Raw genomic sequence first — 14,182 nt, 5'->3', positions numbered from 1 at the left:
GCCTCACGCCACCACCTCGGCTCGCAGCGGCACGCAGACATCGGTCAGCAGATCCTCGGGCGCGATGTTGCGCGGGTCGTTGAGATAGATCTCGATCGGCGGGTGATCGCCCGGCTCTTCGTCGGTGCCGGCCAGCCAGTCGCCGTAGAGATACTTGTAGGCCGCCTCGAGCCCCGGATACGGTCCCTTGTAGTGCATCACGGCATACCGCCCCGCGGGCAGGCGCACCTCTTCGAGCGGCGCGGCAAGCGTGACCTCCTCGTCGATCACGATCCCCGCCTTGCTGCGCAGATCGCCTTCGGCGACGGCGGCGGGGTCGTCGTAGTAGACGCCGATCATCTCGTGCGCGTGGGGCCAGAGGCCGCGGGCCGAAAAGATGGCCGCCACGGCGTCGAAGGTCTCTCCGATACGGATATAGGCCCCGCGATGCGGCAGGGCGGCGAGCCGGCGGGCGGGCTGGTCCAGGGTTTCGACGGGATACATGGGGTGGTCTCCTTTGCTGGCGGGACAATGCGGCGGCACAAGCACGCCGCGGTGACGGAACGCCCCCGGAGTCAGGCCATAGGCGGCGCGGAAGGCCCGCGTGAAGCTCTGCTGGCTGGGATAGCCCACGTCGCCAGCGATCAGCCGCAGGGGCCGGTCGCCCTGCACCAGCGCGGCGGCGGCGCGGTACATCCGCGCCCGCCGCACGGCCTCGGCACAGCTTTCGCCGGTCATGGCGTGAAACACGCGATGCCAGTGAAAGCGCGACATCGCCGCGACCTCGGCCAGCGCATCCAGCGACAGGTCCCCGGCGGGGTTGTCGTGGATGTGCCGGAGGACGCGCAGCAGCCGATCCTCGTACTTCGCAGGCATGTCTGTCTCCGGTTCGTTCCGTGCCAACCGTGCCGCGATCGGCGTTCACAAGTCTTGCCAAGTTGCATCTCCCCGGCTTGGACCATTATATCGCCCGCATCGCCCAACCGGAGCGCCTGATGACCCACTACCTCGAATTCGAGAAATCCCTGGCCGAGATCGAAGGAAAGGCCGAAGAGCTGCGCGCGATGGCGGCCAAGTCCGAGGGGATGGACGTCGAGAAAGAGGCCAAGGCTCTCGACAAGAAGGCCGCGACGATGCTGAAGGACCTCTATGGCGACCTGACGCCATGGCGGAAATGCCAGGTCGCGCGGCACCCCGAACGGCCCCACTGCCTCGACTACATCGAGGCGCTTTTCACCGAGTACACCCCGCTGGCGGGCGACCGGAACTTCGCCGACGACCACGCCGTCATGGGCGGGCTGGCGCGGCTCGAGGACCGCCCGGTGATGGTGATCGGCCACGAGAAGGGCAACAACACCAGCAGCCGGATCGAGCGCAATTTCGGCATGGCCCGCCCCGAGGGCTACCGCAAGGCGATCCGCCTGATGGACATGGCCGACCGTTTCGGCCTGCCGGTGGTCACGCTGGTGGACACGCCGGGCGCCTATCCAGGCAAGGGCGCCGAGGAACGCGGCCAGTCCGAGGCGATCGCCCGGTCGACGCAGAAATGCCTGTCGCTGGGGGTGCCCAGCGTCTCGGTCATCATCGGCGAGGGCGGCTCGGGCGGCGCGGTCGCGTTCGCCACCGCCAACCGTGTCGCGATGCTCGAACACTCGGTCTACTCGGTGATCTCTCCCGAGGGCTGCGCCTCGATCCTGTGGAAGGACGCCGAGAAGATGCGCGAGGCCGCCGAGGCACTGCGGCTCACGGCACAGGATCTGCACAAGCTGGGCGTGATCGACCGCATCATCCCGGAACCGCTGGGCGGCGCGCAGCGCGACACCGACGGCACCATCGCCAAGGTCGGGACCGAGATCGGCAAGCTCCTGAAGCAGCTCGACGGCAAGAGCCGCGATCAGCTCATCGCCGACCGGCGCAAGAAATACCTGCAGATGGGCAGCAAGGGCCTCGCGAACTGAGCCGGGCGCTCAGCGCTCGACCTCCTCGATCTCTTCCGGTGTCAGACCGGTCTCGGCCAGCAACTTGTCCGACGCGCCCTCGATGTCCTGACGCAGCTTGTCCATGAAGTGCGGCAGCGGCAGGCCGGGCTCGATCTCGGGAAGAAACTCCACCACCGCCAGCCCGGGCTTGCGCACGACGCCCCGCCGCGGCCAGAACGCGCCGACATTGGTGGCCACCGGTACGCAGGGCTGGCCGAGCTGCTGGTACAGCACGCCCGTCCCGGTCTTGTAGGGCGCGTCGACGCCGGGGGCCACGCGCGTGCCCTGCGGATAGATGATCAGCTGCCCCGGCGCGATCAGGCCCCGGCCCACATCCTGCAGCATCTGCTTGATCGCCCGCCCCCGCTTGCCGCGGTCCACGGGAACGCAGCCGATCCGCATGGCGTACTGCCCGAGGAGCGGCGCGAATTTCAGCTCGCGCTTCATGATGAACTTCCCCGCGGGAACCGAGCTGAAGATCAGGATGATGTCGAGGAAGGACTGGTGCTTGGCCGCGATCATCACCTCGCCCGTGGGTGGCGTGCCGCGCACCTCGCTGCGCAGGCCGATCATCCACGCCGCCGACCAGCGCACCCAGTTGCACCACGTCAGGCACGCCCTGCGGGCCCAATGCCGGCTGAACAGCGCCATCGGGGCGAACGCGATCGCGATCACGAACATGGCGAGATACATCGACACGTTGAAGATCAGCGAGCGGACCCATTGCATCGCCTGTCCCATTCAGCGCACCTCCTTCAGCGCGCGGAATGAGGCGGCGCGCGTCGCCCAGAATGCAACGATAGCGGCGAGCGGCGGGATCGTCAGGGGCAGAAGCCAGCTCGCGCCCGAAAAACCGAGACCCGTCAGGAAGCTGCTCGCCGTCTCGGCACTGGGCAGGGCCCAGACCGCCAGCATCCCCAAGGCCGTGCCGATCGCCGCGCCGGTGAGGCTTCGCAGGGTGAACCGGCGCACGAAGGCGCGGGCGATGTAGGTGTCCCGCGCCCCAACGAGCCGCAGGACCGCGATCACCTGCGCGTTGGCGGCCAGCGCGGCATTGGCGGCGAGCGTGATCATCGCGCCGGTCGTCAGCGTGATCAGCAGGATCGAAGTCCAGCCCAGGCTGCGCAGCCTGTCCGCCGCCCGCACCAGCGGCCGCCGCCACCGCGTGTGATCGTCCAGGATGGCACCCGGCGCCTCGGCCCTGAGCCGCAGCCGCAGCCCCTCGGCATCGTAGCCGGCCTGCGTCTCGACGACCTCGATCAGCTGCGGGATCGGCAACGTCTCGACCGGCAGGTCGGCCCCGAACCAGGGCGCCAGGAGCGCGCGCTGCTCGGCATCGCTCAGGGCGCGGGCGCTTTCCACGCCGGGGGTTTCGGCCAGGATGTCGAGCACCGCCTGCGTCTGCGCCGCGCGCTGGTCGTCCGGCGCCGAGATTCTGACGGTCGAGCTTTGCGCAAGCGCGCTGGACCAGCGCTCGGCCAACCGCCCCGCCGACAGCGACAGGGCAAGCGCGAAGACGGCGAGAAACGCCATGGCCGCGGCGGCGAAGGTCGTCAGATGCGCCGCGACGCCGCTGGGCGGCACAACGCGATCGGCCCGCGGGTCGCCAACGAGGAACGAGATGAACGCGCGCAGCGGCCTCACAGCTCGGCCCCCGCGACCTGCAACGTCCGGTCCCGGATGCGCAGCACGCGCGCGGCGAGCTGCGTCTTGGCCTGCCGGATCAGGGCAAGGTCGTGGGTCGCGATCAGGACGGCCTTGCCCATGCGGTTCAGCTCGACCAGCAGGGTCAGAAGCCGCAGCGACATCTCCCAGTCGAGGTTCCCGGTCGGCTCGTCGGCCAGGATCACGTCCGGCGACATGATCAGGGCCCGCGCCAGCGCGGCCCGCTGCCGTTCGCCACCGGAGAGTTCGGGCGGCAGGGCGGTCGCGCGGTGCTTCAGACCGACCCAGGCCAGCAGCTCCCGCATCTCGGTGCTGTCGGCATGGTCGGGCTGTCCCGAGACGCTGAGCGGCAGCGCGACGTTCTCGACCAGCGGAAGATGGTCGAGGAACCGGCAATCCTGGTGCACGATTCCAACCCGGCGGCGCATCCGCGCCACGCCATCGCGGCTGAGCTGGCGCGCCGGACGGCCAAAGGCCACGACCTCGCCACGCGTTGCCTGAAGCTCAAGATAGCACAGCTTGAGCAGCGTCGTCTTGCCCGCGCCGGACGGCCCGGTCAGGAAGTGGAACGATCCCGGGGAAAGGTTCAGCGACACGTCTGTCAGCAGGGCGTCCCCGCCATAGCTGTAGCCGACGTCGTTCAGCTCTATCACGCGCCTGTCGCCCCCGGCTGCCCGCAGCGCCTGCCTGACACTGCGCGGCCCTTTTGCCTCAGGTGTGATAATCTTTCAATGATCGCCCCGGCGAATGCCTTTGTGGACAGCGGGTTGCTTGCTAGTGCTGTGCACAAGGTGGGGTACGTCAATCGGGGTAGACGGGGCTGGAGACGAGTATGAGGCTGATTTGTCCGAATTGTGCCGCACAGTACGAGGTCGATGCCGGGCTGATCCCCGAGGCCGGACGCGACGTCCAGTGTTCGTCCTGCGGCCACACGTGGTTCCAGCCCTCGACCTCGGCCGCAGAGGACACCGCGCCTGCCAATGACGGCGTAGCGGCGGCGCCCGATGTCACCTCCCGGACGCTGCGCGAGCCCGGCCAGCCCCGGCCGAAGATGGACGAGGCCACCCGCGCGATCCTGCGCGAAGAGGCCGAGCGCGAGGCCGAACAGCGCCGCCGCGAGCGCGCCGGTTCGCTGGAGACGCAGGGCGAGTTCGGGCTGGAAGAACTGCCCGAACGCCATCCCGAAACGACACCGCCACCCCCGTCCGACCCCGAGCCGGCGGCTACGGAGCGCGAGGACACCCTCGACACCTTGTCCGAGCCGGAGCCCGAGGAGCATTCCGAGGAATGGACGACGGCCCCCGACCCGGCCGAACCGGAAGAAGCCGTCACTGAAGCGACGGAGCCGGAGCGCGAGGATACCGCCGACGCCACGCCAGAGCCGGCCCCCGACCCGGCGCCAGAGCCGACGTCCGAGAGCCGGAAGGACGAACCGCCCGAGTCCGGCGCCTCGCGCCGTGACCTGCTTCCGGACATCGAAGAGATCAACTCGACCCTGACGGCCACCTCGACCACGCACCACGCCGAGCCAGCAACCGACGAGGATACGCCGCCGCACGCGCCGCATGGACGCCGCGGCTTTCGTCTCGGCTTCGGGCTGGTGATCGGGATCACGGCGCTGGCCATGCTGCTTTATGGATACGCCCCGCGGATCGCGGCGGCCTCGCCCGCGCTCGAAGCGCCTCTCGAGGCCTATGTCGCATGGGCCAACGACATGCGCGACGGGCTCGACTCGGTGCTCGAGAACCTGGTGGCCCGTCTCGGCAACCTCAGCGACGAGGCCGCGACGGTCACGATCGCCGGCTGAGGCCCACGCTCAGAACCGGTCGAGCAGCCGCCTGAGATAGTCGAGCTCCACGTCCGGACGCTCCTGTTCGCCCGAACGGCGGCGGATCTCGTCGAGGATTTCTTCCGCCCGCCGATACACGTCCTCGCCCTGAAGCAGTTGCTCATCGGTACCCAACCGCCCCTGCGACCCGGCCTGCCGGCCCAGCGGATCGCGCTGCGCCCCCGGCGGCATCTCGCCCTCGGCGCGCGCCTGGCCCTGCCCGCCCTGTTGCTGCTGCTGGGCCATCTGTTCGCCGAGGTTGCGCATGCCTTCGCGCAGGGCTTCCATTGCCTCGGACTGGCGGTCGAGCGCCTCGGCGTAGTCGTCGTCACGCAGCGCCTCTTCGGCCCCGTCCATCGCCTCGCCCGCGCGACCAAGGCTCTCGCGGGCCGCGTCGCCCTCCTCGCTGCCCGCGCCGGGCAGGTTCTGCTGCTGCCGGTTAAGCTCCTCGCGCAAGGCGCGCTGTCTGTCGGCCAGTCCCTGCCCCGGCTGTTGGCCCTGTCCCTGTTGACCCTGTCCCTGCTGCTGTCCCTGGCCTTGCCCCGGCTGCTGCCCCTGGCCGGGCTGCTGGCCCTGCTGGCCCGGTTGCTGGCCTTGCTGCCCCTGCTGGTTCTGGCCGAACTGCCGCTGGAGGTCCTGGAAGGACTCGTCGCTCAGCTCCTGCTGTTCACGCAGGGTCTCGGCAAGACCCTCCATGGCCTGCTGGCCTTCGCCCTGCTGTCCCTGCCCGCCTTCACGGCGGGTGACCTGCATATTCTCCATCATGCGGTTCAACTGCTCCATCAGCTGCTGGGCCTCGGCCATGCGGCCCTGCTCCATCAGCTCCTGGATGCGGTCCATCATCTGCTGCAACTGGTCGCCGGTGATCTCCTGCGTCTCGCCCTGCGCCTGCTGCTGTTCACCGTTGCGCTCGCTCTCCTCGGCGAGCTGCTGCATGTAGTCCTGCATCGCCTCGCGCAGCTCCTGCATCAGCTCGGCGATTTCCTCGTTGCTGGCGCCATTCTCCATCGCCTCGGACAGACGGTCCTGCGCCCGGCGCAGCCGTTCCAACGCGTCCGACAGATCGCCGTATTCCAGCTGCTGCGCGATGTCCCACAGGGCCTGCGCGATCTCTTCCTGCCGCTCCACCGACAGGTCGCCGACCATCATCCCCGCCTCGAGCCGGCGGATCGCCACCCGCAGGCGCAGGTACAGCGTCTCGGACCGGAAGATGTCCTCGGGCCGGTACGACACCGCCCGCAGGATCTGCGCCACGTCGCGACCGTTCTCGCGCGTCCACAGAAGGTCGCGCCGCTGCTCGATCACCGCCTTGGCCAGCGGATCGAAATAGCGCAGCCCGGCCAGCGTCGTCTCCTTCGGGGCGCTGCGCCCGGTCTGGCCCTGGGCGTCGGTCACCTCGAACGTCATCGTGACGGGCAGGTTGGCCCAGGGATGTTCCGAGAAGTTCTCGACCAGCGTTTCCTCGAACGCGGCGCGGTCGCCCGAGATCGGCAGCGGCAGATCGACGATGATCGGATCGCGGGGCTCGGGATCGGCGGCAAGTCCGTGCACGCGGTCGAGCCTGTCCATGTCCAGCGCGATTACCGCCCGCCCGGCGACGACGCCGAAATCGTCCTCGGCCCTGAAGGGCTGCGAAAACTCGCCATCGGCCGTCCGCGACATCTCTGCGGGAATGGTGACCTGCGGCGCCCGGTCCGGTTCCACCGCCACGTCCCAGGCCCGTCCGCCGGGGCCGTCGATCTCGAGCCGGCCGGATCGCGTGACCTCGAAGCTCTGCGACGGGTCCGACGCCGCGCCCGTGTCGCCCGTGCGCCCCGACACCGTCTCCGAGACGATCAGGTCGCCGACGTCACCATACAGTCGCACGGTGATGCGGCTGCCCTCGGGCACGCTCAGCGTGTCGTCCGTGATGTCGGCCAGATAGAGGCTCGGCTTGCCGGTGTAATCCGGCGGCTCGACCCAACCCTCCCAGGCCGGCCCGCCTGCCACGGCCGGGCCGCCCCCCGGCGCCATCTCGGTCACGCTGCCGACGCGCAGGATCGACCCGAAGAGAAGCGCGGCGACGAAGGCCAGCAGCGCCACGTAACGCAGCGCGAAGGGGTCGCGCCTCGCCATCCGCAGGTCCGGCCGCACCGCCCGCGCCGCGCGGGCGCGCTCCGCCATCCGCTCCAGATGCGCGCGCCAGACGCCTTCGGAGCCCGAGTCGCCTGATCCGATCGCCTGGTTGTCGGCCAGTGCGCCCAGCGGCCGGCCGGGCAGCGTCGCGTCCAGCCGGTCCAGCGCCGCCGCCTGCCCCGGCCAGCGGAACCGCGACAGCCCGTACCAGCAGGCCCAGCCCAATCCGGCGAGCGTGATAAGCCCCCCGCCCCAGAGCACCTCGAGCGGCAGGGTCTCGTGCCCCCCGAACATCAGGAAGGCCAGCGCCACGAGAAGGATAGACCAGAGCGGCCAGAAGGCCAGCGTCGCCCGCTCGGCCACCAGGCCCATCCGGGTCAGGAACAGCGGACGTCGCAGGGCGTCACGCACAGGCTCGGGAAGGGGACGTTCCGTGCTCATGCAACTCGCGTCAGCCGGCCCGATGCGGAGGATGCCACGTTAGAGCCATTCCGGAATGCTATCGCGCGCGAGCATCTCGTCAAAGGTCGGGCGGGCGCGGATGACGGCGAATTGATCGCCCTGCACCAGCACCTCGGGCACCAGCGGGCGTGAATTGTACTCCGACGCCATCACCGCCCCGTAGGCCCCGGCACTGCGGAACGCGACCAGCTCTCCCGGCTCCACGGGCGGCATCGGGCGGGCCTTCGCGAAGGTGTCGCCGCTCTCGCAGACCGGCCCGACGATGTCGATCTCCGCGGCCTCGACGCCCGGCGCGGCCTCGATCACCGGGACGATGTCGTGCCAGGCCCCGTACATCGCAGGACGAACGAGGTCATTCATCGCCGCATCGAGGATCAGGAAACTCCGCCCGTCGCCCTCCTTGCGGTAGATCACCTCGCTGACCAGCAGGCCGGCATTGCCGGCGATCAGGCGCCCCGGCTCGATCTCGATCTCGCAGCCCAGATCGCCCACGGTGCGGCGGATCGCCTCGCCATACTCCCGCGGCAAGGGCGGCGCCTCGTTCGACCGCGTATAGGGAATCCCGAGCCCTCCACCCAGGTCCAGCCGGGTGATCTCGTGCCCGTCGGCCCGCAGCATCCGCGTCAGCTCGGCCACCTTGCCGTAGGCCGCCTCGAACGGAGCGATCTCCGTCAGCTGGCTGCCGATATGGACGTCGATCCCGACCACCCTGATCCCCGGCAGCAGTGCCGCCTCGGCATAGACGTCACGGGCCCGGGCGATCGGGATGCCGAACTTGTCCTCCTTGCGGCCCGTGGCGATCTTCTCGTGCGTTCCGGCATCCACGTCCGGATTGACCCGCATCGCGACCGGCGCCTCCACGCCCATCGACGCCGCGACCTCGCTCAATGCCCTGAGCTCCGGCTCGCTCTCGACATTGATCTGCCGGATACCGCCCTCGAGCGCCTGCCGCATCTCGGCCCGGGTCTTGCCCACGCCGGAGAACACGATCCGCTCGCCCGGAATGTCCGCGGCCCGAGCCCGCGCATACTCTCCGCCCGACACCACGTCGACGCCCGCGCCGAGCTCGCCCAGGAGCTTCACCACGGCAAGGTTGGAATTCGCCTTCATCGCGAAGCAGACGAGGTGATCCATCCCGTCCAGCGCCTCGTCGAACAACGCGAAATGCCGCGTCAGCGTGGCGGCGGAATAACAGTAGAACGGGGTGCCCACCGCCGCGGCGATCTCGGGCACGGGCACGTCCTCGGCGTGCAGCACGCCGTCGCGGTAGAGAAAATGATCCATGATCCGCCCAAAGCCTCCGGTATTGCCTGTGGCCTAGCCCGCGTCGGCGCCGGTTTCAAATGCCGCTTCGCTTCTTCTGCCCGGAAATATCCCCGCCGGAGGCCGTTTTCGCCAAAGGCGAAAACCATCGTCTCATGGCGCGCGCCAACGCGCCGCGTTCAGGTCACGGGCCGGGTGCGCAGGAACAAGTAGAGCGGCAGCCCGCAGCTCACCCCGATCAGGAAGGTCGCCGGGATCGCGACCAGCGCCGACCAGTTCCGCCGCATCCAAGTCTCGGCGACGATCCAGACCGTCAGGGCGATCGCCGCGATGGTCAGGTCCCAGGTCAGGCCGGTCGTCGCGGCGTTGACGTACCAGGCGTCGATCATGCCGCCGAAATCCCAGCCGTTTGCGCTGAGCCAGGTGACGAACCAGGCCATCGGGTGCACCGCACCCCAAACCGCCAGCGCGAGATAGGCCATCCGCAGGACCGACATCTCAGAGCTGCGTCGTCACGCCGAAATTCGCGGACCCCGTGACCGAGATGCCGTCGCGCGCCTCGGGCGAGGTCCGGTCGGGGGCGTAGGGTTCCGGCGCGCCGGGCGCGCCGCAGGCCGCCAGCGCCAGAAGTCCGGTGAATAGCATGGCGAGTCGCATCGCTGTCTCCCTTGTCGGCGCGGCGAGCCTAGCATCTGCCGGCGGCGGCGCCAGACGCGCTCAGCCCAGCCGCGCGCGCCAGGCCGCGACCTGTTCGCGCACCCGCTCGGGCGCCGTACCGCCAAAGCTCGTCCGGCTGGCGACCGAGTTGTCGACGCCCAGCACGTCGAACACGCCCTCGGTGATCGCGGGGTTCACCGCCTGCATCTCGGCCAGCGACAGGTCCGGCAGGTCGCAGCCCTTCTCCTCGGCCATCGCCACCAGCGTGCCGGTGACGTGGTGCGCCTCGCGGAAGGGCAGCTCGGCCTCGCGCACCAGCCAGTCGGCAAGATCGGTCGCCGTCGAGAAACCGGTCGCCGCGGCGGCGCGGAGGTTTTCGACATTGGCCGTCATGTCGCGTACCATCCCGTCCATCGCGGCAAGAGACAGCAGCAGGGCATCGGCCGCGTCGAACACCTGCTCCTTGTCCTCCTGCATGTCCTTGGAATAGGCGAGCGGCAGGCCCTTCATCACCGTGAACAGCGCGACATTGGCCCCGAGGATCCGGCCGATCTTGGCGCGGATCAGCTCGGCCGCGTCGGGGTTGCGCTTCTGGGGCATGATCGACGAGCCGGTCGAGAACCGGTCCGACAGCTTGACGAAACGGAACTGCGCCGACGACCAGATCACCAGCTCCTCGGCGAAGCGCGACAGGTGCGTGGCGCAGATCGAGGCCGCCGACAGGAATTCCAGCGCGAAGTCCCGGTCGCTGACCGCGTCCAGCGAATTGGCGCAGGGCCGGTCGAACGCCATTGCATCGGCCGTCATGTGCCGGTCGATCGGGAACGAGGTGCCTGCCAGGGCCGCCGCGCCGAGGGGCGATTCGTTCATCCGCCGGCGCGCATCCTCCAGCCGCCCGGTGTCGCGGCCGAGCATTTCGACATAGGCCAGCATGTGATGGCCCCAGGTCACCGGCTGCGCCGTCTGGAGGTGGGTAAAGCCGGGCATCACCCAGTCGGCGCCCGCCTCGGCCTGATCCAGCAGCGCGTGCTGCAGCGACACCAGCCCCGCCAGCGCCGCGTCGATCTGCGCGCGGGTCCAGAGGCGGAAATCGGTGGCCACCTGGTCATTGCGCGACCGCGCCGTGTGCAACCGGCCGGCCGCGGGGCCGATGATCTCGCGCAGGCGGTTCTCGACGTTCATGTGGATGTCCTCGAGCGCGGCGGAGAACGTGAACGTGCCCTCCTCGATCTCTGACATCACCGTGAGAAGTCCTTCCCGGATCGCCTCGGCATCTTTATCGCTCAGGATGCCCGTCGCCGCGAGCATCGCGGCATGGGCGCGCGAGCCCTGGATGTCCTGGGCGGCAAGCCGCTGGTCGAAACCGATCGAGGCGTTGATCGCCTCCATGATCGCGTCCGGCCCCTCGGCGAACCGTCCGCCCCACATCGCGTTCGAGGAATGATCGGTCATGGCAACGGCCCCTGGAGGATACGGGATGGGAATTGTGAAGTCTGCGGTGCTTTATACGGCGCTCGTGCTGGGTGCAAACGCCGCCAACGCGCAGGCGGCCGACATCTCGGCCCTGCGCGAGGGCGACATGAAGAAGCTCGTGGTGCACGACGACCCCCGGCCCGCCTCCGACAAGAGCTTTTCCGACGCCGACGGCGGCGACCATTCCCTCGCCGATTACGAGGGCCAGGTGGTCCTGCTGAATTTCTGGGCCACCTGGTGCGCCCCCTGCCGCGAGGAGATGCCCGCGCTCGACTCGCTTCAGGCCGAGATGGGCGGCGACGATTTCCAGGTCGTGCCCGTGGCCACGGGGCGCAACTCTCTGACCGGGATCCGGAAGTTCTTCGAGGAGGAAGGTGTCGAGGCGCTGCCGATCCGGCTCGACCCGAAACAGGCGCTGGCGCGCGAGATGGCGGTGCTGGGCCTGCCCATCACCGTCCTGCTGAACCGCGCGGGACAGGAGATCGCCCGCCTGCAAGGCGACGCCGACTGGGCCAGCGACAGCGCCAGGGCGATCATCTCCGAGGTGATATCGGCAGGCGGCGACAGCTGAGCGCCGCCCGCCGGGGGCGTTCAGCGATAGACCATGTCGATGTTGTTGAACGCGCCGTGCTTCTGGTCGGCGCGGAAATAGGCGTGGTCCTGCTGCAGGCGTTCGAGCGCCTCCTCCGCGAACTGCATGATGTCAGAGATGAACAGGTCGCGCGGCTGCGTGGCCTCGACGATGCCGGGCTCGACATCGTAGTCGACCTGCCCCGCGTCGTCCGAAAGGGCATGGGCCTGCGCCAGCGCGCGTCCACAGACATGGGCGTAGGACTTCCACGTCTTGCTCGACAGATCATCGAGGTCGATGTCGTCGCGGAACGGGGCGCGTTCGCGGGTCATGAAGCTGATGCCGTCGATCGTGACCGCACCGTAGAAGACATCGCCATGCGCCAGCTGCACCCGCTGGCCGTGGGCGATCCGGTCGCCCTGGTCCCCGGCATGAAAGCCCGTGGGCGGCGTCAACCCCTCCAGCGCCGAGCGGCGGGCGCGCTTGAACTCGATGATGATGTCGTCGGACGCGTCCTTCAGCGGCCCCTCGATCAGCACGTAGTACCGCGGCAGTCCGAGTGACGCGGTGCCCTGCCCGTGGCGTACAGCGACGTCCTTCACCTTCAGCTCGCCGGCCCGGTGTGGAACCTCGATCCCGTTCGACTTCACCAGTTTCTCGACATATTTCTGGAACTCGTCGCGGCGGCTCGAGATCGGCGTCAGCTCGTCGTTCGAGCGGAAGCCCTTGCCGTGTTCGTCAAGGTAATCGTCCTTCAGCCAATCGGCCCGCTCGTTCCAGGCGTCCTTGAACAGCCGCTGAATCACCTTCGGGCTGTTGTCCATGCGGAACTCGTCGGCCTTCTCGGTGTGGTATTCCGCGTAGGTCTCCATCGCCTCGAGATAGCCTTCGAGGAACTTCCTGACGATCTTGCGCTGGGTCTTGCGTTTCTGATCGCCCTCTTCGCCGGCCGCGACCATGAAGCCGAGCGCGCCGCGCTTCAGATCCCAGGTGAACGGGGCATAGATCGTTTCGTCGAAATCGTTGACGGAGAAGATCGGCACATTGTCCGCGTTGGGCATCACGCCGAAGTTCGACGGATGCACGTCGCCCAGGACCAACACCGTCGGCATGTTCGCATCCGTTCCCGCCAGATCGCGGTAGAACAGCAGCGCCGTGCCGCGGAAGAACTTGAACAGCGATCCGGCGAGTTTCTCGAACTTGACCTCGGCGCCGGACGAGCGCTCTTCGATGCGGGTCTGGTGATCCTCGCGCAGCGTCGCGCGCACGTGCTTGCGCCGGGCCAGCCCCGTCAGGTGGACCGGCGGCATCACCACCTCGCCCCCGGCGATTCGCTGGCTCAGGCCGCGGTAATCCTCGACCCGTCCCTCGGACTTCTTGACCGGCTGGTCCTCGGCCTTGGTCTGCTGGGACTTCTTCGTGCCGGTCTCGGTCGACGCGGTCGACTTCTTGGTCGACGTGCCCGATTTCGTCCGATTGCCCGTCTTGGTCTGCGCAGTCTTGCCCTTGGTCGTGGTCGCCATTGCCGGCCCCCTTTCATGGGATTGCGACCTGCTCAACGCGGTTCCGGCGCCTCCGTTCCCGGCGCCATCGCCGCCACACGCGGCCGGATCGGGCATCCGACGAGGTGATCGTTCACCACGCCGGTCGCCTGCAGCCACGCGTAGACGATGGTCGGACCGCAGAACCGGAGACCCGCCCCGCGCAGCTTTTTCGACAGGTCCTGCGACAGCGGGGTCTGCGCCGGCACCTCGGCCATGGAGGCGAAGGCGTTCTGCACCGGGACGTGACCGACATGGGCCCAGACGAAGTCGGAAAAGCCCTGCGTGTCTTCGATTTCGAGGAAGGCGCGTGCGTTGCCGATCGTCGCCTCGATCTTGCCGCGGTGCCGGACGATGCCCGGATCGGCGAGACAGCGGGCGATCTCGGGCTCGCCCCAGCCCGCGATCCTTTCGGGGTCGAACCCCTCGAACGCGGTGCGGAAGTTCTCGCGCTTGCGCAGGATGGTCAGCCAGCTCAGACCCGCCTGGAACCCGTCGAGCACCAGCTTTTCCCAGAGCGCCCGACTGTCGAACTCGGGCACGCCCCATTCGTGATCGTGATACGCGACATATAGCGGATCGGTCCCGCACCAGTCGCAACGCTCGCCCATGTCTGTCCTCCGTCTCTCGTTCACCACTTCTTAGACCG

General features: G+C 68.7%; 14 protein-coding genes. 3 read left to right on the top strand and 11 right to left on the bottom strand.

What is annotated here, in order from left to right; genetic code table 11:
- Positions 1 to 3 precede the first annotated feature (3 nt).
- The gene (locus BMZ25_RS03765) at positions 4 to 855 is read right to left on the bottom strand and encodes an AraC family transcriptional regulator (protein ID WP_092688656.1); all 852 of its coding nucleotides are present in this window, start codon (positions 853 to 855) and stop codon (positions 4 to 6) included.
- Positions 856 to 974: 119 nt separating this feature from the next.
- Between BMZ25_RS03765 and BMZ25_RS03760 the strand changes: the two genes are divergently transcribed.
- Positions 975 to 1,937 carry an acetyl-CoA carboxylase carboxyltransferase subunit alpha gene (locus BMZ25_RS03760; RefSeq protein WP_092688653.1) on the top strand — a complete coding sequence of 321 codons (963 nt, stop codon included), beginning with the start codon at positions 975 to 977 and terminating at the stop codon, positions 1,935 to 1,937.
- 9 nt (positions 1,938 to 1,946) lie between these two features.
- Here BMZ25_RS03760 and BMZ25_RS03755 read toward each other — a convergent pair whose 3' ends face one another.
- The 3 genes from BMZ25_RS03755 to BMZ25_RS03745 are packed head-to-tail and all read right to left on the bottom strand — an operon-like array spanning position 1,947 to position 4,276.
- The gene (locus BMZ25_RS03755) at positions 1,947 to 2,699 is read right to left on the bottom strand and encodes a lysophospholipid acyltransferase family protein (protein ID WP_092688650.1); all 753 of its coding nucleotides are present in this window, start codon (positions 2,697 to 2,699) and stop codon (positions 1,947 to 1,949) included.
- On the bottom strand, positions 2,700 to 3,602 hold the full coding sequence (locus BMZ25_RS03750; RefSeq protein ID WP_092688648.1) for a cell division protein FtsX: 903 nt from the start codon (positions 3,600 to 3,602) through the stop codon (positions 2,700 to 2,702). It abuts the gene before it with no gap.
- Positions 3,599 to 4,276 carry a cell division ATP-binding protein FtsE gene (locus BMZ25_RS03745; RefSeq protein WP_092688645.1) on the bottom strand — a complete coding sequence of 226 codons (678 nt, stop codon included), beginning with the start codon at positions 4,274 to 4,276 and terminating at the stop codon, positions 3,599 to 3,601. Before BMZ25_RS03745 ends, BMZ25_RS03750 begins: the two co-directional genes overlap by 4 nt.
- 179 nt (positions 4,277 to 4,455) lie before the next feature.
- On the opposite strand from BMZ25_RS03745, the gene BMZ25_RS03740 reads away from it, so the two are divergent.
- On the top strand, positions 4,456 to 5,430 hold the full coding sequence (locus tag BMZ25_RS03740) for a zinc-ribbon domain-containing protein (protein ID WP_092688642.1): 975 nt from the start codon (positions 4,456 to 4,458) through the stop codon (positions 5,428 to 5,430).
- A 9-nt stretch (positions 5,431 to 5,439) separates the two neighbouring features.
- On the opposite strand, the gene BMZ25_RS03735 is transcribed toward BMZ25_RS03740, so the two are convergent.
- From BMZ25_RS03735 to argH, 5 genes are all read right to left on the bottom strand, one after another.
- Complete coding sequence (locus tag BMZ25_RS03735) at positions 5,440 to 8,007, bottom strand: TIGR02302 family protein (protein ID WP_092688639.1); 2,568 nt, start codon at positions 8,005 to 8,007, stop codon at positions 5,440 to 5,442.
- A gap of 39 nt (positions 8,008 to 8,046) precedes the next feature.
- Positions 8,047 to 9,312 carry a diaminopimelate decarboxylase gene (lysA, locus tag BMZ25_RS03730; RefSeq protein ID WP_092688636.1) on the bottom strand — a complete coding sequence of 422 codons (1,266 nt, stop codon included), beginning with the start codon at positions 9,310 to 9,312 and terminating at the stop codon, positions 8,047 to 8,049.
- 158 nt (positions 9,313 to 9,470) lie between these two features.
- Positions 9,471 to 9,788 carry a DUF2834 domain-containing protein gene (locus BMZ25_RS03725; RefSeq protein ID WP_092688633.1) on the bottom strand — a complete coding sequence of 106 codons (318 nt, stop codon included), beginning with the start codon at positions 9,786 to 9,788 and terminating at the stop codon, positions 9,471 to 9,473.
- A gap of 1 nt (position 9,789) precedes the next feature.
- Positions 9,790 to 9,948 (bottom strand): hypothetical protein, encoded by a 159-nt coding sequence (locus BMZ25_RS20700; RefSeq protein WP_177190371.1) that lies wholly within the window; start codon positions 9,946 to 9,948, stop codon positions 9,790 to 9,792.
- A 60-nt stretch (positions 9,949 to 10,008) separates the two neighbouring features.
- Positions 10,009 to 11,400, bottom strand: coding sequence for an argininosuccinate lyase (argH, locus tag BMZ25_RS03720; protein ID WP_092688631.1), 1,392 nt, complete (start codon positions 11,398 to 11,400; stop codon positions 10,009 to 10,011).
- Positions 11,401 to 11,425: 25 nt separating this feature from the next.
- On the opposite strand from argH, the gene BMZ25_RS03715 reads away from it, so the two are divergent.
- Positions 11,426 to 11,992: a TlpA disulfide reductase family protein gene (locus tag BMZ25_RS03715; protein ID WP_092688628.1), complete on the top strand. Its 567-nt coding sequence runs from the start codon at positions 11,426 to 11,428 to the stop codon at positions 11,990 to 11,992.
- 20 nt (positions 11,993 to 12,012) lie between these two features.
- Here the strand turns inward: BMZ25_RS03715 and BMZ25_RS03710 are convergent, their stop codons facing one another.
- Both BMZ25_RS03710 and BMZ25_RS03705 read right to left on the bottom strand, forming a co-directional pair.
- Positions 12,013 to 13,515, bottom strand: coding sequence for a DUF2252 domain-containing protein (locus BMZ25_RS03710; protein ID WP_092688625.1), 1,503 nt, complete (start codon positions 13,513 to 13,515; stop codon positions 12,013 to 12,015).
- 32 nt (positions 13,516 to 13,547) lie between these two features.
- A complete protein-coding gene (locus BMZ25_RS03705) occupies positions 13,548 to 14,144 on the bottom strand; it encodes a DNA-3-methyladenine glycosylase I (protein WP_092688622.1) in 597 nt (198 codons plus the stop codon).
- Positions 14,145 to 14,182: the final 38 nt, after the last annotated feature.

The sequence above is a fragment of the Tranquillimonas rosea genome (genome assembly GCF_900111315.1).
Lineage (GTDB): Bacteria > Pseudomonadota > Alphaproteobacteria > Rhodobacterales > Rhodobacteraceae > Tranquillimonas > Tranquillimonas rosea.
The sequence above is the reverse complement of the archived record's forward strand: the minus strand, read 5'-3'. Positions and strand labels throughout refer to the sequence as shown.